The organism is Dyadobacter sp. HNCC25DJ187 (genome assembly GCF_056895255.1).
The window spans coordinates 1192015-1215693 of record NZ_JBXHAT010000001.1 but is presented as its reverse complement, the minus strand read 5'-3'; the positions used below and the strand labels follow the sequence as shown (position 1 = coordinate 1215693).

The window sequence follows — 23679 nt, the reverse complement described above, 5'->3', positions numbered from 1 at the left end:
GGGTTATAAGTCCCTTCTATACTCTATGACGCGTTATTTTCATTATACCACTAATAGCTTAATTATTTTATGCGGATGGATGAGAAGGCGTTGTAAATAGGCTTGAAAATGAAAAGATCCTGCCGTGACGCGGCAGGATCTTTATGTTAAGGATTATTGAAAGTCGTTATCTCACAATTTTTTTGGTTACAGTGTCTTTATCGTTGGTAACTTTGATCAGATAAATACCATTGGAGTAATTACGAAGATCAAATCGGTGCTCAATGCTATTCTCTGCTAATCTTGTTTTGTACGTCTCTCTAACACGTCCCTGGGTATCTACTATCTGAAGATTTAAAATAGATGAGCTATTGCTATAAACCTTCACAGTGACAAAATCTGTCGTCGGTACCGGATATGCATTAATTGAAATAGATATATTAGAATTGTCCGGATTGGGAAAGCCGGTAATAGGGCCCAATGTCTCGGCGTTTTCGTAGGGCGGTATGTCTATAGTCTCACCGGGTTTGTCGGATACCTGAACAATAAATTCTCGGTAGTTTTCAGAAATTCTGATTCCATCTCTCCATTCATACATTACAAAAGAGATGATATAGTTGCCGGTTTGGGTTGGAGCGAGCCACTGCAACTGTTTCGTCTGGTTGTCAATTTTGAAAGTACCCAATGCGTTTACATCATTCGGATAAATATACTCATTGTTGATACTCCTTACTCCGCAAGTTCCTGGTGAAGGTTTGCTTAGTTTCTGAAGCGCAAAGCTGATGCTATCTGATTCGGTGTCCTGTGCCTTAAGGTCTATCACAAATGGCTGCCTTACTCCCGCTTCGAAGATGCCATGCGGTAATATCGGTGTTGAATTTAGAAAGGAGGTATTGAGTACTGACCACAAGAAAAGGGGTTGCTGCTCTGTTATAGGGAAGTTCACTATCCCGCTCGTACGGTTATCAACTTGAGTTGAGATTTGATATATCCCCTGACTGGCGTAGGTGTGGCTGGTATTGTAAATTCCAATTCCAATCTTTGAGTTACCTGGAGAGCTCGTATATGAAGTTCTGTCAACTGTGATGGTTGTACCATCACCTGTACACACCAGAATTTGGTTATCGGATACCGGTGAAGCAGAGTCAAAATAAAGTACTACGGAAATATTGTAGGTTAAGCCACTTGTGTGTGACGATCGGATTTCGCCTCCGATCAAATGGGTAGCAAGAGCTGAAAAACTCGTTAAAAGGCTAAAAAATGCAATCAAGTATATATTTTTCATGAACATTGAAGGGAGTTAGTTGCTCAATGTGTTTTAATCACAACGTCAGATCCCGCTATTTTAATATCTTTAATGTATTGAATTTGGAAGAAATGAACGGTATTATTCTATTAGTCTTTGTAAATTTTTACTTCACTTTTCCCGTCGCTGGTAATAGATCCCCGGTACATACCCTCGCTATTAAATGGCATACTGATATTCCCATTTCTGTCAAGGGCAATTACGCCTCCTTCACCACCAATATCGACAAGTTTTTTCATCACAACGAGCTCTGAAGCCTCTTTCAGGCTCAATCCTTTATATTCCATCAGCGCGGAAATATCGTGCGCTACTACAGACCTGATAAATAACTCCCCGTGGCCGGTCGCCGAAACAGCACATGTGGCATTGTTGGCATAAGTTCCCGCTCCAATGATAGGTGCGTCGCCAACGCAGCCATATTTTTTATTTGTCATACCACCCGTCGATGTGCCTGCTGCCAGGTTACCGAATTTATCGAGCGCAACGCATCCTACGGTGCCGAATTTCTTCCCTTCTGTAAATATCAATTCGTCATCAGCTTTTAACCCTGTTTTGGGTGCATTTTTAATCTTCTTTTTGTCATTGTCGGTATGATCCAACTCTACTTTATCCGAAGCTATTGCTTTCTGTAAAGCTTTGTAACGTGCTTCAGTGTAGAAATAGGAGGGATCCACGATCTCTAATCCCTGCTGTTTGGCAAAAAGATCAGCCCCCTTTCCGGCCATCATCACATGAGGTGACTTATCCATGACCGCGATGGCAGCCCTGATCGGATTTTTAATTGTCGTAACGCCTGCAACCGCTCCTGCTTTGAGTGTATTGCCGACCATCACGGAAGCATCCAGTTCATTCTTGCCTTCGTTGGTAAATACTGCCCCTTTTCCTGCATTAAAGAGAGGAGAGTCTTCCATGACGATGATGGCTGCTGCAACTGCTTCCAGACTTGTGCCACCTTTTTTGAGAATCTGGTATCCCTGTTGCAAGGCATTTGCAAGCACTGCCTTGTATGCATTTTCTTGTTCAGCGGTCATATTGGCACGGGTGATAGTTCCGGCACCGCCATGTATTACTAATGTAATTTTATCTGAAAAGTCCTGTGCTATTGCTGTTGAGGACAGCGCTAGCAGCAGAGATAGTATACCGATTATTTTCATAGAATGGTTTATTAGTTACTCATCAAATATCAATATACGAATTTTTACCCTGATTGAAAATGCATTTTTAAAAAGAATAGCCGCCCTTTAGAGGCGGCTATTCATATGCATAAGTTCTGAATTATTCCTGCATTTGTGCTTCCACAACGGCGATAGCAACCATATTTACGATCTCACGCACGGAGCTACCAAGTTGCAGTACGTGCACCGGTTTCTTCATGCCCAATAAGATTGGCCCGATTGTTTCCAATTCAGCAGCTTCTTTCAGTAAGTTATATGCAATATTACTTGCTGATAAATTCGGGAATATCAGTGTGTTAGCGCCGCCGTCCACGAGAGTGCTAAATGGATGATTCTCTTTTAGAAGGTCTGTATTAAAAGCAAGGTGCGCCTGCATTTCACCCTCTACAATCATAGAAGGATTCCGTTTTTTAAGAATAGCAGTTGCAGCTCTCATCTTCTCTGCATCCTTACCATCGGCACTGCCATAGTTGGCATAAGTTACCAATGCGATTCGGGGCTGGATATTAAATCGCTCAATCGTTCTTGCAGTAAGCTCTGTAATCTCCACGATTTCATCAACCGTCGGATCTAGGTTAACTGTCGTATCCGAGAAGAACAATGGACCTTTAGGCGTAAGAAGGATGTACATCCCGGCTACTTTATTAACATCATCCTGTTTTCCGATTACATGTAAAGCAGGACGGATCGTATCAGGATATGTTCTGGTCAGACCGGAGATAAGTGCATCTGCCTCACCGTTTTCTACCATCATCGCGCCAAAATAGGCTTTGAAGTAGATGGTGCGTCTGGCTTCAATCGGTGTAAGGCCTTTACGTTGTCTTTTTTCGTAGAGTTTGGCTGCATAGATATCTACCTGCCCCTCGTTTTCATCCGCTCTCGGATCAACAATAGAGACGTCGCTCAGATCAAGCTTACTCTCTTTGATCAGAGTCAGAATTGTTTCTTTATGACCTAAAAGAATGGGGATAGCGATACCTTCGTCGCGTACCTGTTGAGCTGCACGCAGTACCTGTATATTTTCTGCATCAGCAAAAACGACTCTTTTAGGAGATAACTTTGCCTTATTAAGGATCACTCTTGAAAGCTGTTCATTTCTTCCAAGTCTGTTGGAAAGTTCCTGTTCGTAGGCATCCCAGTCGGTAATAACTTTGCGTGCTACTCCTGTTGCGATTGCAGCTTTTGCCACTGCAGGTGCCACCGTTGTAAGCAGTCGGGGATCTACAGGCTTTGGGATAATATATGTGTTTCCGAAAACGATATTGGTTTCATTGTAAGCGAGGTTGACAATATCAGGTACGGGCTTTCTGGCCAGCTCAGCAAGTGCATGAACGGCTGCCAGTTTCATTTCTTCATTGATTTCAGTTGCACGTACATCCAGGGCACCGCGGAAGATGTAAGGGAAACCCAGCACATTATTGACCTGATTAGGATAATCTGAACGGCCGGTAGCCATGATGACATCTTCACGTGCTTCAACAGCGTCGGGATAGGGAATTTCCGGGTTTGGATTAGCCATGGCAAGAACGATCGGATCTTTGGCCATGGATTTTACCATTTCCTTCGATACAATATTTGCAGTCGAAAGTCCGAGGAATAGGTCTGCACCGATCAGCGCATGCTCCAGCGAGTCATACTGAACCTCAGTAGCAAACTGCTTTTTCATTTCATTCAGATCTGTGCGTGCGTTGTTGATATGTCCTTTTGTATCGAACATCGCTACATTTTGAGGATCTACACCAAGTGACAAATATAGCTTTGTACACGATACAGCAGAGGCCCCCGCACCGGACACGACAACACGGATGTCTTTGATGTCTTTTTTGACAAGAACCAGTGCGTTCAGCATAGCGGCAGCACTGATAATAGCTGTTCCATGCTGATCGTCGTGCATAACAGGAATGTTAAGCTCCGCTTTTAGTCGGGCTTCGATCTCGAAGCACTCCGGTGCTTTAATATCTTCCAGATTAATACCACCAAATGTGGGTTCCAGAATTTTAACGGTTCTTACAAACTCGTCCACATCTTTTGTGTTAAGTTCGATATCGAATACGTCAATGTCAGAATATATTTTGAAAAGCAGTCCTTTTCCCTCCATTACAGGTTTTGAGGCCTCTGGACCGATGTCGCCAAGGCCCAGTACTGCAGTACCATTGCTGATTACAGCAACAAGGTTTCCTTTGGCTGTATAGAGGTATGCATTTTCGACATTTTCTGCGATTTCAAGGCAAGGCTCTGCAACACCTGGCGAATAGGCAAGAGAAAGGTCTCTCTGGGTATTGGTTTCCTTGGTAGGAATAACCTGGATCTTCCCTGGTCTTCCTTTAGAGTGGTAGTAAAGAGCGTCTTCTTTTCTAATTTTTTTGTTCATACCTGTGGACAATTATTTGGCACTAAGGTACAAACAATCAATTTACAGCATTAAGAAAACAGACTTTTAATGTTGAAATTGATAATATCTGATTATAGGTCTTTCAAAAGTTTTTGAGTAGGTGAAATCCCTTTCTCATTGAATGTGGGTGATTTAGTGCGTTTTTTTTTCTCTTGTGAAGTGGCAATCCTTTTTTTCATATAGTAAGCCACCACCATATACGCGCAGAACATACCTATATAGATATAGAGTGATGCTGTATTAGTGATATTACCATGGAAAGTGAAGAATAATGCAGTGTTCATGATTGTTACCATCCAAAGAGTAAATGAAGCCCAAAAGTGATTCAGACCACAATCAATAAGGATGTGATGCATATGGTTTCTGTCCGCAATAAAAGGAGATCCGCCTTTTACAATACGCACAATGAATACTCTCAAAGTATCAAAAATAGGGACAATCAAAAGGACCATTACAATAATGGGCGCATTAAAATAGGCGTTTGGATCGTGCAGGTAGCCAACATTCAATGACAGGAATTCAACCGCAAAAATTGATAGCAGATAACCTACAATAAGGGATCCTGTATCTCCCATAAAGATTTTACTGGTTTTCGAAAAATTGAATCTGAGAAAACCCAATAGTGAGCCTGACATGGCAAAGGCAAGACAACCGAATGAGAAATGGTCGTTAAGGATAAACCAGATTCCAAATCCGAGTCCCGCAATTAGACTGATACCTCCAGCCAAACCATCAATACCGTCAATCAGATTGATGGCGTTGATAATCGCGATAAATACGAATACTGTAAGGGGAATGCTAACAATATCGGGAACTGCATCTATCCCGAAAATTCCATAGAAATGATCAATTTTAAAATTACCCATCGCTACCAGTATCAAAGAAGCGAATATTTGTATAATGAGCTTCTTTGTCGGGTCAACAGCGAGTATATCATCCTTTAAACCTAGAAAAAACAGGATTAATACTCCCGTAATGGAGAGATTGATAATATTGGAATCAATCGCATTTTCAGCATGTGGCCATAAAAAATAGGCGATCAATGTAGACGCAAAAATGGCTATACCGCCCAATGTAGGAGTTTCGGTATGGTGTGAGCTACGAAAACCTGGCTTAGCTGTAAGATGTAGCAAATTGGACAGGTTAATAATAACAGGAATGGAAATGATTGATAAGAAGCAGGCAATGAGGAATGACAAAAAGCACTGATACACATCATGATGTACCATACTGTTAAAGTTTCCGTCACTAATGATCTGCAGGGGTATTTGTAAATCCATTTTTATTGATGACTAAGCAATCTTCTATAAATGAACTTTAACATATTTACGCCAAATTTTAACAAAATATGTCGTAAATCAAATATGTAAAGTTCTGTGTGTCAAAATATTTATTCCTTCGTGCCTTCTGTCAGCGTCTGCGATAAAAGAGTTCTATATAAACTGGAGAACTTTTCGTAGCGGTTTTAGCCAGAGCGTATAAAATTTCGGTCTCAATTCATTGATTTTCCAGGCAAGCCTGTCATTTTTATTGGCGGCAATCCTGTTGGATACATTGCTGTTACTTACGCCACCCGCTCTCATTTTGACAAGCACCTTAGGTACATAAGCCAAGGTGATACCAAATTTGTGAATCATTCTCAGCATCAGCTCATAGTCTGCAGCACTTCCCAAATCCAGTCTGAACTTGCCATATCTTTCATACAAACTTCTTTTAACAAAGAAGGTGGGATGTGGAGGCATCCAGCCGTGTACAAAAGATACTTTACTATAGCTACCGGATTTCCAGTTTCTTTTTACCCTGGTCAAATCAGTCGCATCTACATATTGTAAGTCGCCATAAGCTCCATCGGTATTTTCTGATATCATTGTCTGCATAACATCTGATAACACAGTATTGCTAGCATAGAAATCATCCGCATTCAGGATACCAACAACGTCTCCACTTGCCAGTGCAATTCCTTTATTCATGGCATCATAGATACCTTTATCGGGCTCGCTTACAAACTGATGAATTTGATCGCCATACGATTTGACGATAGCTTCAGTATCATCCGTGGATTTGCCATCAACAACGATGTACTCAACAGATTCATAGTCCTGCGACAGCACCGAATCAATACATGATCTCAGTGTAGAAGCTCCATTAAACACAACCGTTATAATACTTACTTTCAATGTTTAATCTGTCTTTTTTTTACAAATACCGCAGGATTCCCCTGGTAAATTCCGTACGATTCCATGTCCTTAGTTGCGACCGAATTAACGGTCAGCACTGCATGGGATGCAACAGTTACGCCTGGGCAAACCGTTGCCTGGGCCCCAATCCATGCCCCATCTTCCAACGTAATCGGCTTTACGATCAGGTCAAACGTACTGATGGTGAAATTGTGATTGCCGGTCAGCAGCATGCAACCTTGTGATAAGCATACATTTGCCCCAATATTCACCGTCGTGAGGTTGTCTATCCACACTTTTTCACCGATCCAGGTATGATCCCCGATACTGAGAAACCAAGGATACTTAATAATTACTTTGGGCTTTAATACTACGTTTCGTCCGAGTTTTGCTCCAAATATTTTTAAAATAAATCGCTTTACTGGCATGGGTACCGGTAGATAAGTGTCTATAAACACAATAGATGTCAGATACCATACCAACCGTTTGATCCCGCTTCCCGGCTGATACCAGCTATTATCATACCCGGACAGATTGGTTTGGGTTTGCAAGGTCTTTTCCATATTCCGTCCTGAAATGTTCTATAATACTATCTTTATCCTTGCCCGCGCGCTGGTATACTTCGAAGATTTTCGCATCAACCAGAAACCGATACCAGAAACCTTGCAAAAAGTGCCAGATCAACCCTTTTTTGCCATCCAGAAATCCAAATTTGATAAAGTATCTGTAAACAAAATAGATGAATGGTCGTGTAAACAAAGGCATTCCTGCATACTTAATCTTCAGGTATCTCGTTCGTTGTTCTTGATTGCCCCAAAAATTAGGGGTTACTGTAGCTTTACTATCAAAGTTATATTTAATATTCAACAAGTCTATTACCTCCCTGATAGCATAATTGTTATGCTTTTGAGTCCACCAGGTAAGGTTATTCAAGTTATGATCTACGATATCATTTCGTAATTGAGCTGTACTACCGCTGCTTAGCTTGATATGCTCATCCATCCACAACTCTTCACAAATTCCCGTATCTCTGCGCCATAATCGTAACAACCAGATAGGATAGTAGCCTCCGCGACTAATCCACTGATTCATAAAAAATACCCTTCTTTTAACATACAATCCTGTAATGTTCGTAGGGGTAGTTATCAGGTTTCGATTGAGCTCTTCGGCGAGTTCGGGAGTGAGGTATTCATCTGCATCCATACGCATCAGCCAGGCTGTTTCAAATGGGTTGTTCTGTATACCAAAATTGTACTGGAAGGCGTAGGATACCCATGGATTCTGAACCACAGTGGCACCCAGCGAGGTTGCAATCTGTACGGTGTTGTCGGTTGAAAAAGAATCGACAATAAAAATTTTATCCGTTACCTGTTGCAGGCTTTTAATGCATCTCTCAATGTGCAAGGACTCATTATGCGTTAAGATGATGACGGATAAATCAACCATATAAATTATTTCAGGGCAATTCTATTAACGATGGACGTGTGTATAAATTCGAGGCAAAGATACTTAGATTTTCTTTACTTTCTTGTATTCTTCTAATAACTGATTCGCGACTACTTTGATGTCGAAATTTTCTACTACCATGTTGTAGGCGTTATTTGCAATGAGATTGGCATAAGATGAGTCTTGTAATATTTTAAGAAGTCCTTCTGCAACACTCTTAGGTTTTAAAGCAGTTAGAAATGCTGCATTATGTTTTTTAATATAATCTCCGAAACCTACCCGGTCGGAAACCAGTGCAGGAACGCCGGAAGTCATCGCCTCCAAAACAGCAATTGAAAATCCTTCTGAATAGGATGGGAGCACAAATAGGTCTGCATCTGCCAATGCTTCTTTTTTGTCTGAGTCGGTGAGCATACCCACCAGCTTCACGCGATCCAGCAACTGGTGTTTTTCAATAAATTCTTCTGTTTCTTTTTGATAACCGTCGTCGGGGCCTGCCAGGATAAGGATCGCTTTTGGAATTTGCTGATGTACTTTTAAAAATGCAGGTAAAAGAAGATCAAGACCCTTTTTGATATTGAGCCTACCCATAAATAATATGACTTGCTGATCCGGTGAGATGCTGTATTTTTTCCTAAAAAGCCCTTTTGCAGGGAGTTTAGTATACTCTGACACCTTCATGCCGTTGGGAACGATAACCATGTTTTTCGGACGATATCCAAGATACCGGATCACATCCTGTTCCTCGTCAGTATTATTAATCTGTATCAGGTCCGCCTTACCCAGTAACCGCTTTTGGTATAAAACAGTTACCAGCTTTTTCTTCCATTTGCTATGTTCTACGGCCCAATGGTCGAGCAGTCCATGAATCGTGATAACCAATACAGCTTTATTGGGAATAAGAAATGGGGCCAAACTCCCGAAATGCCAAATACCATGCATGTGTATGACGTCGTACAGATGGATATTAGCTTTCAGGTAGCGATACATTTCCACAGAAAACTCGCGGTAGTAATTGCTGATCGGAGTCGTCCTGGCACATTCTATCAACTTAGCTCCTTCGGGCACAGGATAGCTTTTTTCACCCGGCGTCATCGGACTAAGTATATCGACCTGATGTCCTTGTTTAAGTACCTCGTTGGTATGGTCGTATATAATTCTGGCCGGGCCACCAATTGCCCATGTATAGGCGCATATATTTAGAATTCGCATCGCTAGATTGTTGTGTGCGTAGTTTTACTTTATTAATATTAACTGGTCAGCTTAGCATAACATGCAACCATTTGCCGCGCAACATGGCTTGAATTAAAACGTGCTACTAATTTTTCGGAAACTTGTCCCATAGCATTAATGCTGTCGGAATTGGTTATGAAAAATTGTAGGGCATCTTTCAGTGTTACGGGATTGTCGGGATCTATGATAAAGCCATTTTTCCCATCATTTACTAAATCTTCAACACACCCGCAGGTTTTCGAAACGATGACAGGTAGCCCGCAAACCATCGCCTCATTCACTACAAGACCCCATGGTTCAGAAATACTTGGAAGAACAAGCACGTCACTCTGAGCGAGCCATCCCGGCACTTCGTACCATGGGAAAGCGCCCGCAAACTGAATACTTTCCGGGTTAGGACTTGTTGATGCCAGTTCTTCTAATTCATTTCGCATGGGGCCGTCTCCAACAAATAGCAATTTCCAGTTGGTGGCAGGTTGCAGCTGTTTGAATACCTCAATAAGCATCCGCAGGTTTTTCTCAGGAGCGAGCCTGCCAACGTAAATAAATGTCTTGTTTACGGGTATTTTATTTTTTTGTTTCGACCGTTCGAAAGCATTTTTAACTAAGGTCTCATCGATTACGGCCGCGTTGTTAACTACAATCTTTCTGGTGTCAACGCCCAGAGAAATGAGATAATTTGCGGAAGACTTGCCGAAGCAGAAAAAAGCATCAGCCATGCCTACGATGCCTTTTTTTATCTTTTCTTTAATTCCTGACCTGTTGTGATCCAGTGTTGAAGATTCTGAAGAGAGTACGATTTTGACTCCTTTGCTACGGGCATATATCATCAGCAAAACCTGCGCCCAGTCGAACCATCCCGTTACGTTAAGTACAGTTGGTTTGAATGTATTGAAAGTTTTGAACAATTCCCTCAGCTTTTCCGGAAAACCTACCTGATCCAGACTTTTATTGAAAAGAACCTGATACGGATATATATATGGGAAGCTTTTCTCATCCTGCATGCTGCTGCGGCTGGCTTCATATAATGCTATATGCGCTACTAAAAACTCGCTTTCGGGATGCTGGCTGAGCATAGACTGATGAATCTCGCTGAAAAGTTTCGATTTATAATGTGCCCAGAGCTGGTTATGAATGATTAAAACGCGCATCAGGGCTTGTGGGTTAAATATTCAGAAAACAATGGGTACAAATTATTTGCCAGAAAGACCTGTCCCTTGTTGTTATAATGCACAACATCCAGATTCCGGTAGTATTCCAGTTTGACGCCCAGATCAAATTCATTGATCAGACGGATGTTTCTTTCTTTGGCAAACGCAATGATTTCCATACCCTGGTCATTAAAATGTCCCAATTCGATTTCAGAAATTTCGGGATGCAGATATATGAAGAATGGAATGTTCTCCCTTTGGGTCATTTCATAAAGTTGCTGATAACCAGGATTGAATCCTATACCGGGTTTTCGGATCCCTGCGTCGTTAAGTTCTATTTTTTTAATTGTGTCTTTCCGAATAGAGTCCGGAACAGTTTGCTTTACCTCTTCTTTCTTAGCTACCGTTTCCTCGCTTTGCAATTTATCTTCATCAAAAGAGGGTAGAAGAGCAAGGAAATTGTACCAAATCCACCAGCGGTATCTGTCCCAAAGTTCTACCCAGGCGATACTGTACTGTTTGTCGGGCATGCCGGGATCAATACCCACCGGACTGATGTGCGACATGATATCGTGCGCATCGTGGCTGCTGGTCACCAGACCTATCACTTTGGCATTGAAGAAACCGTATTTTTTAAGATAAGCGGCAATATTATCGGGTCCCCAGGAGCCTGCAGAAATATTCAGCACCCTTGTCTTCTTCCCAAAACTTTTCTGGAAACGCTTTTCAAGCATGCTGGTGCCAATGCTGTCATGGGTAGTGAGGCTACCGCCATTGATTACAGAGTCGCCAAGAAGAAGTATGATAAGACTATCGGATTCAGAAAGCTCTTCACTTCTCATTGACAGGCTATTGGTTCTGATCAGATTTCCGAAACGATTAACTTCCTGATTAGGTGCGTATATGTATTCAAAGTCAGGATCATTGATGTACAAAGGTGCATTACAGAATCCATAAACTTTTCGGAGTACGATTTCGGTAGCACCTGCTAAAACAACAATTACAACTAATACTTTTAAAAAAACTTTAAACATACATGTTATTGGCCTGCGATGAATGCGGGTGCAAATTTAGAATTACTTTTTCCATTTACGAGCTTTTCACAGTCAGGAAAGGAAATTAGTAAAACGAAAGAACTGAGTATGACTACCATTTTTCAGGCAACTCAAAGATATTCGATTAATTCAATGCGATTTCCGAAGGGGTCTCTGAATGAAAAGCGGTTACGATCAGGAATTTTGCTGAGGTAGGTAACTGCTACTCCATTTTCGGTAAGGATACGATCTGCTTCAGCCAGATTTTGCACCGTAAATGCCGGATGACGCTGTGAAAGTTGCTGTTCTCCTTCTGCGCGAATATGAAGCTGTACATCACCCATTTGAAACCAGATAGCTTTGTGAGGAATAGGATAACCCAAATCTGTCAGCTCCTGTAAACCCAGTACTTCTCCATAAAACTGACGTGCCTGTTGTTCTGCTCCATCAGGAATGCAAAGCATGATATGGTCAAATTTTTTAAATTCAATTTTCATTATGTATTAAACTGATGAAGTGTAACTTATTTCAGTGCAGGCTTACCATCTTTCCAAACAGCATTAATTTTTCTCGTATTCGTTATATCTGTAAGCGGATCTGCATCCAAAATGACAAAGTCTGCTTTTTTGCCTACCTGTATGCTCCCATAGTCTTTCCCAATTTTCATGGCATTTGCAGCATTCAGCGTACTTATCTTAATTACGTCAATGGGTTTAATGCCCGCATTCACCATTAGTTCCATCTCATAGTGTTCGGCAAACCCTTGGGCTCGCTCAGGAAACGCGCCGGAATCCGTACCTAGGGCGACAGTAATTCCATGATCGAAAATCTTTTTTAGATTATGCAGCGCGATCTGAGCGTCCTTTTTCTTTTTGTCGTAATCGGCAGAATTTTTCAATTTTGTCTGATAACCTGGATCAGACAGCATTTCCCATACACCTGGTTCAAGTGAATTTTTGAAAAAATCGGATTGCATCCATTCGGGCTTATCGGCATAGATATAGGCAAAATGATCAAGAGTCAGGGTGGGAATGTACACTATGTTTTTTGCTTTCATTAAATCCAGTAATTCTTTGTCGACTTGTTTATCACGAATACTATGACCAATGATATCCAATCCGGCATTGACCAGTTTTTTTGTGTCCTCAACATAGAAGAGATGGGCAGTAACCGATATATTGTTTTTATGTGCTTCTGAAATGATTTTTGAATAAATCTCAGGCTTCATCTTCGCAGCTTTGCCACCATGGTCATCCACCCACATTTTGACTGTTGTTGGCTTAAGTTCAGCAAGCTTGTTCATCATAGCAGGCACCTGATCCGGATTTTCGGGGCGGAATAACAGATTCATCCATGAACCAGGATTAGGATCAGGCACATTGAAACCATAACCTGCTGAATAAAGTCTTGCTCCTGGTAAGAGCCCTGCAGTTGTGGAATCACGCAAACCACCTTCAAAAATAAGTGGCCTGTCTGTTCCCATTACCAAAACCGAATTGATGCCATACTGCTGATAATGTCGAAGTTGGCGAATGATGTTCTCGCGGGTATAGTTCTCTGCTTTGGATGTAGTTCCTTTCAGCGTGCCCACATGGGTATGTGCAGATATAAAGGAAGGAACTATTGTCTTTCCGCTTAAGTCCAGAATTTCAGCAGCATCTGATTTAATATTCTCTCCGATTTCAACGATCCGGTCGCCTGCAACAAGAATATTTGTTTTTTTGATAGCTGGTTTTCCGGTACCGTCAATGAGTGTGACATTTGTAATTAATGTAGACTCCTGCGCAAAAGTTGCTGGAAGGTAAATTAATTTCAGAAATAAGATATATACAAGATGGCGATAGCACATAATAGTAATGTTTCAATTTTGATTTACTAAAATACTTCCCAAATAAGTATACCATTCCTACGTGTCAGCTTCATACCAAAGGTTCGGCACTGTTATCGATCATAATTATTTTCAGAAACTATTAATCAGTCTAAACCGGCGAAGTAGTCAATAGTAGCTTGTTTATCAATATTGATCTGAGCAATCAATTCCGGCAATCCGTTAAACTTTTGCTCGGCACGTAAATAGTGCAGCAATTCAAGTTTCACTTCTTCACCATATATTTCCCGATCAAAATCCAGGATATTCACTTCAATCGTTTTCGAGGTACCGTCAACGGTAGGTCTTACGCCAATATTAAGCATTCCGTTAAAAACCCAATCTTTGTAACTGGCTTTCACCACATACACTCCGTTTTGTGGGATAAGTTTATAGGATTCGTCGGGATGAATATTAGCTGTAGGAAATCCGATTGTTCGTCCCAATTGCTTTCCTTTCACCACTGTTCCTGAAACCGTGTAGGCGCGGCCCAGTAGTTCATTGGCTTCATGAATTGCTCCGGTCAATAATGCTTCACGAATGCGTGATGAACTGATAGCAAGATCTTCAATATCTTGTCGGGGAATTTCCTCTACCTCGAAGCCAAATGACGAACAGTTCTTTTGCAGAAATTCAAAACTACCTTCCCTGTTTTTTCCGAATCTGTGATCATAACCGATGACAAGCTTACGGGTTCCAATTTTATCAACAAGTACCTGCTGAATAAATTCCAGTGAAGAGAGCTCTGAAAATGATCTGGTGAACGGAATAATGAGCAGATGATCAATACCCATTTCAGCAAACAATTCAATCTTTTCATCAATGGTCGATAATAGCTGTAAGGATTGGCTATCTTCCGAAACCACCATACGGGGATGCGGCCAAAAGGTAAGCACCACAGTTTCTCCTCCAGACTGCTGACTGATTTCTTTCAGTCGGGACAATATTTTTTTATGGCCTACATGAACACCGTCAAAAGTTCCACTTGTAACTACACCGTAGCCGAGTTTTTGAAACTCGTCCAGATTATGGTAAATTTTCATTCGTCAACTGATAACTTCAATTCAATCCTTTTCTGGTAAATAAACTCGGTGAGGTCCGCTGCATTTTTTAATTCAAATGCTCCTATTCGAGTCCGGCATAAAGCACTAAGATAAGCACCACTGCCTGCATATTCGCCAAAGTCACGGACCATACTACGGATATATGTTCCTTTGGTACATACAATACGAAAGTCGATAGAAGGAAAACGGGTTGTATCAATCTCAAAAGCAGAAATTTCCACTTGCCTCTTCTTAATTTCAGCTGTTTCTCCTCTTCTGGCTTTCTTATATAATCTTTCTCCATCCACTTTTACGGCTGAGTAAATAGGAGGAATCTGTTCTATAACACCTGTTAGTTTTTGCCGGGCACTTTCCAGAACTTCTGCCGTAATGTGCTCTGTTGGGAACTCTGCGTCAAATTCAGTCTCCAGGTCAATGGACGGTGTGGTTTTTCCCAACACAAAAGTTCCAGTATATTCTTTTTCCTGAGCCTGATAAGTATCAATTTGTTTTGTTTTTTTTCCTGTACAAAGTATAAGCAGGCCCGTAGCAAGAGGATCCAGTGTGCCTGCATGCCCGATTTTTTTGAATTTGCATGCTCTTTTCAGCTTATTGGCAACATCAAATGAAGTCCATTGAAGGGGCTTGTTGATCAGTATTACTTCACCTTCATCAGGTAGGGGCGCTTCCGTATTCAAGTTCGTCAGTTATTTAAATTTCAGGTTTTGCGCTCCATATACAGTAATAGGATGCATAAAAACCACATTCAGTAAAAAATAATAAACCACAGAGACTACCCTGTGGTTTACTGTAAGATGTCGTTACGTATATTAAACCACGTCCAGTTTGTAGCCAGATGCCAGTAATCCGAGTAACACAATTCCAAGAATAATTCGGTAGTAACCAAACACCTTGAAGCCATATTTAGTCACAAAACTGATAAAGAATTTGATAGCTAAAAGCGCTACAACAAATGCAACAAGATTGCCAATTGCTAATACTTTGATATCTTCCGCTTGGATCGTATCGTAAGTCTTTAACAACTTATATCCTCCTGCTGCGGCCATTGTGGGTACAGCCAGAAAGAATGAAAACTCTGCCGCCTGCTTACGTGATAGCCCCTGCAACATACCTCCAATAATGGTAGATGCCGATCTGGAAACCCCAGGAATCATAGCAATGCATTGGAAAAAACCAATTTTAAGGGCGTCAAAGTAAGATATTTCTCTTTCTGAAACCGTATTGTTTGCAATACGATCGATAAATAGAAGAATGATACCCCCTACAAGAAGAGAAATCGCTACAACTATTACATTTTCAAGCATGGCATCAATGATGTCGTTCAGGAGAAAACCCAGAACAGCTGCCGGAAGAAATGCAACGAAAAGTTTAAAATAGAATTCGGTAGATTGAAAAAAGCGCTTCCAGTAAAGTACCAATACTGAAAGAATGGCACCAAACTGAATATTAACCGTAAACATTTTGGTGAAATCCAGGTGGCTGATGCCCATAAAGGATGACGCTATAATCATATGTCCCGTAGAAGATACGGGTAAAAATTCTGTAATCCCTTCAATGATAGCAAGGATAATGGCCTGCCATATACTCATGAATTCGAAGGTTTACGTAAGATTGCCCAAAACTCTATAATGAACCCTGCGATGACGATCAGTGGTCCGACGGTAAGCCCTAACGCGCCAAAGCCAAATTCCGCAGTTTCAAATGTCATAATCAGAAAACCTCCCAGAATTACAGCAAGACCGATCAGCATGGTCGTGTAATTGGCAGAAGAAAAGGGTAAATTACTTTTTGGGTTGCTCATAGTCAATTATTAACTGTTTTGGTTATAAATCAGTAAAGGTCATCCAGTGCCATGCGAAGGTATCGGGACAGCGACTGGTAGGTGCTGGCAATACCAATGCATATGCCCAAGGCCAGAACTATACCTACTAAAATTACAATTTTGTCGTACTCCTGAAGCATTGCTAGTCCTTCCACATTACGAACGGCCACCTGTTGCATAGCGATCAGCAAGCCGCCCGCTACAATTCCGCCCGTAAGTCCCTGTAATGCTCCTCGAAGAATGTAAGGACGCTGAATGAAACCATTGGTGGCACCTACAAGCTGCATACTGCGAATGAGGAATCGCTGTGAGTAAATAGCCAGTTTGATTGTATTATTAACCAGAAGTACAATGATGATCAGCATGATCAGTGCAAAGCTGGCTAAAACGATGTAAATTTTAGTTACATTTCGGTTAATATTATCGGCAAGGTCTTCCTGATAGACCACTTCATATGTACCATTCATCTGTTCCAGATCCTTCTTGATCTGTTGCAGTTTAGCCTCTTCGAAGTATTCTTCCCCGATTTTTACCCGGTAAGAATCTCTCAGCGGATTTTCACCTAAAAATGCGGAAAAATCCTCCTTTGTGCCATCAATAAATTCTTTGGCAGCCTCTTCCTTTGAAAAGAATGTGATAGGAGTAACCTCAGAAGAAACAAGTACGTAAGGCTTGGACTTGATGATGTTAAGAACAGAATCCTGACCAGCTTTTGTAATTTCCTTATCCAGAAACACCCGAACTTCTATATTCTGACGGATGATAGAAACCAGTTTTTTGGATTGTATCACCAGCAATCCACAAAATCCAATCAGAAATAATGCCGCCGTAAGGCTCATTACAATCATTGCATTGGGATAACTACCAATCTTCTTCTTTTTAGGCATAAGCGCGTGAGATTTCGCATTTTGCTGTCCGGTTTTCATTTAGAACCAGATGCGATATGGGCAAAAGTACGATTTAAATGATAAGGATTTTTACTTAAAACGATGCTTAACTATTTTTAACTAAACAGACATCACTAGTTTCTGCGTCCCATTTCATCACGTACCTGGGCCGCTTTTTCATAATCTTCTTTTGAAAGTGCGTCGTCGAGAATACGCTGCAGCTCTTCAAATGACATATCCTGAAGGTGATCCTTATTGCCTTTTGATGATATAGTTTCGCGTACTGTTTCGTGATCGTCTTCCTCTTCTTCATCATCTTCTGAGGAGGAACTTGATATGATGCCTGCTTCGGACAGAATGGCTTCATATGTATAAATCGGAATGTCGAAACGCAGGCCTATAGCGATCGCATCGGAAGGACGGGCGTCTATTTCAATTTCCCGAAGGTCATCCTTACAAACAATCTTAGCGTAAAATATACCTTCCTTCAAGTCTGAAATCACAATCTCTTTTAGTGTGTAGTTCATACCGTCTGCAAATGACTTAAACAAATCGTGCGTCATGGGCCTGTTGGGAACGATGTTCTCTATCTGCACGGCGATTGCCTGGGCCTCAAACACGCCAATGATAATCGGTAAACGGCGATTCCCTAATTCTTCACCAAGAACCAATGCAAATGAGCCTGCCTGAGACTGGCTGGGGGAAAGACCCAGAATTTCTAACTTTATTTTTTTCACGTTTAAACTTTGATGCGCTAACGCAAGTTTTTGTTAACAGCTGTGGTGATTCAAACCTTGTCGTCACTGAATCAGATCTGATCGAATTTACTACAATCGCCAGGAAAATGATTGAATTTCAGTTTCTTAACGAAATAGCATATTAAACCGTTCCTGATGATGTGTACGGAACACGGGCTTTAAGCTTGCAAAAGTAAAAAACCCGTCCTGCATAAAAAAATGCCTGACGGGTTAAGTAATTTCCTGATATAATTACCAATTAACTAAATGGCTCTAACAGGTTGATTATCGCCTGTTTATATGCCGGTGGAATTTCTGATAAAGTTCATTAACCTTATTAAACAAGCACCGGAATAGCAGTTTAGCTTTTAGCGGAGTGCTTTTGCAGCTTCGGTAAGTTTAGGTAGTATTTCAAAAACATCTCCGACAATTCCGTAATCCGCTGCCTTAAAAAATGGTGCTTCAGGATCTTTATTGATAACCACAATACATTTCGAACCATTAACACCGGCCAGATGCTGTATAGCACCTGAGATGCCACACGCTATATAAAGATTAGGTGCGACTTTGATGCCCGTCTGGCCGATATGCTCATGGTGCGGGCGCCAGTCCAGATCTGATACCGGTTTGGAGCACCCTGTGGCCGCACCAAGTGCACCCGCCAGATCCAGTAAAGGTTGCCAGTGATCAGCCCCCTTCATTCCCCTGCCTCCGGAGACAATAATGTCGGCTTCTGTCAGAGACAATTCTGAACTCGCTTTCTCCACATCGGTTACCTGTGCCTGAAAGTCAGATTCCCGGCGGGATGGAGTGAAAGTCTCCACAGAAGCTTCAGTTCCAGCAAGAGCGGACTCATCCATTTCAATGGCATTTTTGCGGATCACCAGTAATTTGATATCAGACTTAATTTCCGTGGTTGCGAAAGCCTTACCGGTATAAATGCTTCTGGTTACCCTGAACGAGCTGCCGATCTGTGGAAGTTCGGTCACACCGGAAACGACACCCGCCTTGAGCCTGGCTGCTGCTCGTGCTGCAACGGCATCACCTAGTCCTGACTTGGAAAGGATAATGACTTTGCTTCCTTCTTGTGTCGCAGCCTGAAACAGAGCATCCGAGTAAGCAAGCGCATTTTCGTGCGCGAAATTCTCGTCAGATACATGTAATACCTTCGAGGCTCCATAGGATCCTGCTTTTTCCAGTTCTGCTATTTCCGCTTTTCCGATCGCAAGGACGGTTGCTGTTGAACCAGTCTGTGAAGCAACATTAGCGCCATAAGCAATTGCTTCCAGCGATGTTTTTTTGATTATACCGTTATCTAATTCTACGAATATGAGGACTGACATAATGAATCAAATTTGAATTGTGAATAATGTACGGGAGGCTACAATACCTTTGCTTCGGTTTGCAGCAGTTTGATCAGGCTAGCCGCCTCTTCGGCAGGTATCATCCTGCAGGCTCCCTTTGGTGCAGGCAAAGTGAATTTCTCCGGCGCTGTCATTTCATCCAGGCTAATCGGTTCAACAACTTGTAACGGTTTACTGCGCGCCGTCATAATTCCTCTCATATTTGGTATTTTCCATTCAGCAATGGGTTCCTGGCATCCAAGTACCAGTGGAAGCGTTGCAGTCAGCGTTTCTTTGCCTCCGTCAATCTCACGCGCAATTGTTGCTGTATTGCCGCTCAATTCCAATTTCATCACCGGCGAATAGGAGGGGATTCCCAGCATCTCTCCAACCAGGCCATGTACCACACCACTATTAAAATCGATGGATTCACGTCCCATTAATATCAAATCGTAATTATTTTGTTCAGCGATGTGCGCAATTTGTGCAGCAGTAAAGTAAGAATCCTGTGGGTTCGCATTGACACGGATTGCATCATCCGCCCCGATTGCCAGTGCTTTACGTATTTGCGGATCCGCGTCAGCTTCGCCAACATGCAGCACGGTAAGTGTTCCGCCGGTCTGATCTTTGATCTCAACTCCACGGGCCAATGCGTAGTCATCGTAAGGTCCGATGATGTATTGGACACCATTTTTATTAAGTTTGGTGTCATTATCTGTGAAAGATATTTTGGCTGTCGTATCTGGTACGTTGGTTATACAAACAAGTATTTTCATGATATTCGAGTTACCTGGTTAACTTATTCGGGAAATAACTTATGTCTTTCACAAATAAATAAAAATCTAAAATAGTATGCAAGCATAATAATTCTGATGAGCAATTCACTTCTTACTAATCTCCTGGCCTTCTATGAGGAGGATCCGGCCGATCCTTTTAACATTTATGCGTTAGCTTTGGAATACCTGAAATCGTCTCCTGAAAAGGCAGAGGTGTTTTTTAATATTTTACTCAAAGATCATCGTGATTACCTGCCTACCTATTATCATGCGGCAGATTTTTTCGCCTTAAAAGAAGATACCGACAGAGCAGAAAAGATCTATAAGGATGGCATCGCTCTGTCACTGGCTCAAAGCAATGTAAAGGCGCATCAGGAGCTCCAAAGGGCATACAGAAACTTTCTTGATGACCTGGAATATTAAATAGTTTAATAATCAAAATTTGTTTAGCTTAGCAAAAAGCCCTAACTTTCGAGGTTATTAGGAAATACTACATCACAGACATGCCGGGTATACTTCTAGTCTCTGCATCCGGTTCAGTTTGATATTTGTTTTTGAGTTCCTCGCTTAATTGAATAAAAATTATTCGTTGATATTTATGGAAAAGGAATCGTTCATTCCACTTGTTGTTAAGTGGGCACAAGCTCATGGTTTTAAGGAAATTCAAGCCAACATTGAAGGCTATGAGACTCCGAAATCGTACGAAAGAGCTGCTGATAATCTGAAGTTTACTCCGGATGTAACAGGAGTAAATATGTTTAACAGACATTATCTGGAGGTGTCTATGAAAACAGAACAGTTGAGAGGCAGTATTTCTAAATGGAAACTACTGAGCGAATTGGCGGGTATGAAAGGTGCAAAATTGTATTTAATGGCTCCAAGAGGCCATGTCCGTTTTACGCGTGAGGTAATAGAGCAGTATAACATTCCTGCTGAAGTTGTGAAAATCGACTAAGTACATTGGAATTGTTAAAAAGGCGGTTGAGCAAAGTTGTTTTTCAACCGCCTTTTCATTTACATAAAGGTCAGCAATTCTTTAAGGATCAATCGCATGGAAGGTTCGGCCTTTTTTGCCGCCGCTATGATTCTGCTTATATCCGCTTTCTCCAATGTCTCAGGAATTCCCAGGTCAGTAATCACTGACAAACCGAAGCAGCGCAGGCCTAACTGACGGGCTGCAATTATCTCAGGAACTGTACTCATTCCTACAACATCCCCGCCAAGCTGGCGGAGCAATCTGTATTCAGCACGGGTTTCCAATTGTGGCCCGGTAACTGCCACATAAACTCCTGAATGAATTGGAATCTCATGCGTGGTCGCTATGTCCAAAGCCCTGCTTACTAAAGTTTTGTCGTAGACCTCACTCATGTCGGGGAATCTGTCGCCAAATTCAGGAATATGCTTTCCCGTAAGCGGGTTGTGAGGTAAGAAAAGGCTAATGTGATCTTCAATGACCATTAGCTCCGTCACTTTATATGCAGGATTGAGACTTCCGCAGGCGTTGGATACGAGCAGCGTATGAACGCCCAGCCATTTCATAACACGTACCGGTAATACCACTTGCTGCATGTCATATCCTTCGTAATAATGGAAGCGTCCCTGCATACAAACAACCTTTTGTCCTGAGAGTTTTCCAAATATCAGCTTGCCGGAATGTGATTCGACAGTCGATACAGGAAAGCCCGGAATATCAGTGTAGGATAATGTATGGCTGATTTCTATCTCATTGACCAGAGAACCAAGACCGGTTCCGAGAATGATTCCGAAGTCAGGAATGAAGCCATCTGTTTTTTCTTTGATATATCGACTTGCTGTTTCAATTTGTTGTAGAGGCATTTTAATATGGATTGAATGGAATAAATTGTAAATGAATACAAAAAACAAATGCCAAGGTGGGGACCTATGGCACTTGAAATGGTTTTCACTTAAAATAATTGCTGCAAATTCAGTGATTGACGGCTTGACTATTTCCCTTTCAATTTGCCGACCAGCCAGTTATTCATAATTTCTCTTTCATCTGCATAGGTCCAGTGACCTGTATCCAGATACAGCTTTAAATCCTTCGGGGCTGTGGTTACGTTGTAAGCCGCATACATGGAAGTAGGAGGGCAGGTTTCGTCATTAAATCCCCACATATAGTATCCGGGTACTTTCACCCGGCGGGCAAAATTAACGACGTCATAGTAGCCCAGCGTATTTAGCTTTTCTTTTGTGTTGTTTAACTGAACATTATTTTTATCAAAATAGTGAGGCCAGCCACCTGCTCTTCCATGCAGATAGCCTGTCACATCGCTGAGTGCAGGATAGAATGCGCCCAGCCATTTCACGCGAGGGTCAAGTCCGGCCGTGATGATGGATAATGCCCCTCCCTGGCTACCACCTGTTACAGCCAGATTCTGCCCGTCGTACTGAGGCAGGCTCGTCAGGAAATCGTTGGCACGCACGCAACCCATGTAAACCCTTTTGTAATAGAATTTATCACGATCGTCCAGATTATAATTTGGATATCCGTTCAATACGCCTTGTCCCATGTCGGTATATACCGATGGATCCATGGTTACAGGAATGCCATGAATACCAATCTCCAGCGTGATAATATCTTTCTCGGCTGTGGCTGCATCGCCGTAATAAGGTCGTACTCCCGCTCCAGGTACGCGAAGCAAAGCCGGATACTTTCCTTCCTTTTTAGGCACACTTAATATTCCGTAGATACGTACGTTTGTGCGATTGTTTTGCAGGTTGACGTGATACACATTAACATTGGCAGTACAGCGTTCAGGCAATAAAGTCATTTTTGCATCAATGGGTACCGCTGCCAACTCCTTTTTAGCGGCTTCCCAGAAGGCATCAAAGTCATCCGGGTTATTTACCGTTGGCTGAATCTTTAACGGGTCGAAGCCTGCTGTAGCCAGGCCGCGGTACTCAGCTCCATCTACGGTTGCATACGCTATACATCGCAGGAAGCCCGGCGTCTTCAACGTGCCCGCATCAATGGTGATTTTCCCGTCTGTTGTCGTTTTTGTCTGTTTGATTGAAGGCTCCATTTTTTCAGGACCAACTTCATAGCGAACGGGAACATTTTTAACAAGATGACCATTGCGCATTACAGATATAGTAAATTGTGCCTTTTCTCCGGTTTTGTAAGTCCAATCTTCATGGTCGGCTGCCACTACTACTTCCACATAGCGCTTTACTGGTTGGGCATGTACTGTAATGAGGGATAGTAATAGTAAAATGGGAATCAGGTAATATCGATTTTTCATAAATTCTGTTTTTGTTTTTCTTAAACC

24 protein-coding genes are annotated in these 23679 nt (G+C 41.9%); 2 read left to right on the top strand and 22 right to left on the bottom strand.

The genetic code is table 11. The annotated features are described in order from the left end of the window. Positions 1 to 166: 166 nt before the first annotated feature. The 20 genes from AC1XUE_RS04950 to AC1XUE_RS04855 all read right to left on the bottom strand — a co-directional run bounded on the left by AC1XUE_RS04950 (position 167) and on the right by AC1XUE_RS04855 (position 20389). Positions 167 to 1264: a T9SS type A sorting domain-containing protein gene (locus AC1XUE_RS04950; RefSeq protein WP_483354823.1), complete on the bottom strand. Its 1098-nt coding sequence runs from the start codon at positions 1262 to 1264 to the stop codon at positions 167 to 169. Positions 1265 to 1374: 110 nt separating this feature from the next. After that, on the bottom strand, positions 1375 to 2439 hold the full coding sequence (locus AC1XUE_RS04945) for an isoaspartyl peptidase/L-asparaginase family protein (protein ID WP_483354822.1): 1065 nt from the start codon (positions 2437 to 2439) through the stop codon (positions 1375 to 1377). A 121-nt stretch (positions 2440 to 2560) separates the two neighbouring features. Beyond that, on the bottom strand, positions 2561 to 4831 hold the full coding sequence (locus tag AC1XUE_RS04940; RefSeq protein ID WP_483354821.1) for an NADP-dependent malic enzyme: 2271 nt from the start codon (positions 4829 to 4831) through the stop codon (positions 2561 to 2563). A 92-nt stretch (positions 4832 to 4923) separates the two neighbouring features. After that, on the bottom strand, positions 4924 to 6132 hold the full coding sequence (locus AC1XUE_RS04935) for an MraY family glycosyltransferase (RefSeq protein ID WP_483354820.1): 1209 nt from the start codon (positions 6130 to 6132) through the stop codon (positions 4924 to 4926). A 153-nt stretch (positions 6133 to 6285) separates the two neighbouring features. Continuing rightward, positions 6286 to 7029 (bottom strand): glycosyltransferase family 2 protein, encoded by a 744-nt coding sequence (locus tag AC1XUE_RS04930; RefSeq protein WP_483354819.1) that lies wholly within the window; start codon positions 7027 to 7029, stop codon positions 6286 to 6288. Then, positions 7026 to 7592, bottom strand: a complete 567-nt coding sequence (locus AC1XUE_RS04925; protein ID WP_483354818.1) for a WcaF family extracellular polysaccharide biosynthesis acetyltransferase — start codon at positions 7590 to 7592, stop codon at positions 7026 to 7028. The genes AC1XUE_RS04930 and AC1XUE_RS04925 overlap by 4 nt, the downstream gene beginning before the upstream one ends. Further along, positions 7549 to 8475, bottom strand: coding sequence for a glycosyltransferase family 2 protein (locus tag AC1XUE_RS04920; protein ID WP_483354817.1), 927 nt, complete (start codon positions 8473 to 8475; stop codon positions 7549 to 7551). The genes AC1XUE_RS04925 and AC1XUE_RS04920 overlap by 44 nt, the downstream gene beginning before the upstream one ends. Positions 8476 to 8538: 63 nt before the next feature. Continuing rightward, positions 8539 to 9687, bottom strand: a complete 1149-nt coding sequence (locus AC1XUE_RS04915) for a glycosyltransferase (protein ID WP_483354816.1) — start codon at positions 9685 to 9687, stop codon at positions 8539 to 8541. A gap of 38 nt (positions 9688 to 9725) precedes the next feature. After that, positions 9726 to 10859, bottom strand: a complete 1134-nt coding sequence (locus AC1XUE_RS04910) for a glycosyltransferase family 4 protein (protein ID WP_483354815.1) — start codon at positions 10857 to 10859, stop codon at positions 9726 to 9728. Beyond that, on the bottom strand, positions 10859 to 11893 hold the full coding sequence (locus tag AC1XUE_RS04905) for a hypothetical protein (RefSeq protein ID WP_483354814.1): 1035 nt from the start codon (positions 11891 to 11893) through the stop codon (positions 10859 to 10861). The genes AC1XUE_RS04910 and AC1XUE_RS04905 overlap by 1 nt, the downstream gene beginning before the upstream one ends. Before the next feature lie 131 nt (positions 11894 to 12024). Beyond that, entirely contained in the window at positions 12025 to 12390 is a 366-nt protein-coding gene (locus AC1XUE_RS04900) for a VOC family protein (RefSeq protein WP_483354813.1), read from the bottom strand. Positions 12391 to 12416: 26 nt separating this feature from the next. Then, positions 12417 to 13742, bottom strand: a complete 1326-nt coding sequence (locus AC1XUE_RS04895) for an amidohydrolase family protein (protein WP_483354812.1) — start codon at positions 13740 to 13742, stop codon at positions 12417 to 12419. 125 nt (positions 13743 to 13867) lie between these two features. Further along, positions 13868 to 14803, bottom strand: coding sequence for a bifunctional riboflavin kinase/FAD synthetase (locus AC1XUE_RS04890; RefSeq protein WP_483354811.1), 936 nt, complete (start codon positions 14801 to 14803; stop codon positions 13868 to 13870). Continuing rightward, complete coding sequence (truB, locus tag AC1XUE_RS04885; RefSeq protein WP_483354810.1) at positions 14800 to 15501, bottom strand: tRNA pseudouridine(55) synthase TruB; 702 nt, start codon at positions 15499 to 15501, stop codon at positions 14800 to 14802. Before truB ends, AC1XUE_RS04890 begins: the two co-directional genes overlap by 4 nt. 132 nt (positions 15502 to 15633) lie before the next feature. Continuing rightward, a complete protein-coding gene (locus AC1XUE_RS04880; protein WP_483354809.1) occupies positions 15634 to 16413 on the bottom strand; it encodes an undecaprenyl-diphosphate phosphatase in 780 nt (259 codons plus the stop codon). Next, positions 16410 to 16625 carry a DUF3098 domain-containing protein gene (locus AC1XUE_RS04875; RefSeq protein ID WP_483354808.1) on the bottom strand — a complete coding sequence of 72 codons (216 nt, stop codon included), beginning with the start codon at positions 16623 to 16625 and terminating at the stop codon, positions 16410 to 16412. The genes AC1XUE_RS04880 and AC1XUE_RS04875 overlap by 4 nt, the downstream gene beginning before the upstream one ends. A gap of 29 nt (positions 16626 to 16654) precedes the next feature. After that, the gene (locus AC1XUE_RS04870; protein ID WP_483355996.1) at positions 16655 to 17533 is read right to left on the bottom strand and encodes a cell division protein FtsX; all 879 of its coding nucleotides are present in this window, start codon (positions 17531 to 17533) and stop codon (positions 16655 to 16657) included. 134 nt (positions 17534 to 17667) lie between these two features. Further along, entirely contained in the window at positions 17668 to 18270 is a 603-nt protein-coding gene (locus AC1XUE_RS04865; protein WP_483354807.1) for a bifunctional nuclease family protein, read from the bottom strand. A 368-nt stretch (positions 18271 to 18638) separates the two neighbouring features. Beyond that, positions 18639 to 19613 (bottom strand): electron transfer flavoprotein subunit alpha/FixB family protein, encoded by a 975-nt coding sequence (locus tag AC1XUE_RS04860; RefSeq protein WP_483354806.1) that lies wholly within the window; start codon positions 19611 to 19613, stop codon positions 18639 to 18641. A 38-nt stretch (positions 19614 to 19651) separates the two neighbouring features. After that, positions 19652 to 20389 carry an electron transfer flavoprotein subunit beta/FixA family protein gene (locus AC1XUE_RS04855; protein ID WP_483354805.1) on the bottom strand — a complete coding sequence of 246 codons (738 nt, stop codon included), beginning with the start codon at positions 20387 to 20389 and terminating at the stop codon, positions 19652 to 19654. A 96-nt stretch (positions 20390 to 20485) separates the two neighbouring features. Between AC1XUE_RS04855 and AC1XUE_RS04850 the strand changes: the two genes are divergently transcribed. Both AC1XUE_RS04850 and AC1XUE_RS04845 read left to right on the top strand, forming a co-directional pair. Next, positions 20486 to 20812 carry a tetratricopeptide repeat protein gene (locus tag AC1XUE_RS04850; RefSeq protein ID WP_483354804.1) on the top strand — a complete coding sequence of 109 codons (327 nt, stop codon included), beginning with the start codon at positions 20486 to 20488 and terminating at the stop codon, positions 20810 to 20812. A gap of 175 nt (positions 20813 to 20987) precedes the next feature. Beyond that, on the top strand, positions 20988 to 21344 hold the full coding sequence (locus AC1XUE_RS04845) for a hypothetical protein (RefSeq protein ID WP_483354803.1): 357 nt from the start codon (positions 20988 to 20990) through the stop codon (positions 21342 to 21344). A 59-nt stretch (positions 21345 to 21403) separates the two neighbouring features. On the opposite strand, the gene AC1XUE_RS04840 is transcribed toward AC1XUE_RS04845, so the two are convergent. Together AC1XUE_RS04840 and AC1XUE_RS04835 are read right to left on the bottom strand one after the other, a co-directional pair. Continuing rightward, entirely contained in the window at positions 21404 to 22225 is an 822-nt protein-coding gene (locus AC1XUE_RS04840; protein ID WP_483354802.1) for a purine-nucleoside phosphorylase, read from the bottom strand. Positions 22226 to 22353: 128 nt separating this feature from the next. After that, entirely contained in the window at positions 22354 to 23652 is a 1299-nt protein-coding gene (locus AC1XUE_RS04835) for an acetylxylan esterase (RefSeq protein WP_483354801.1), read from the bottom strand. Positions 23653 to 23679 lie beyond the last annotated feature (27 nt).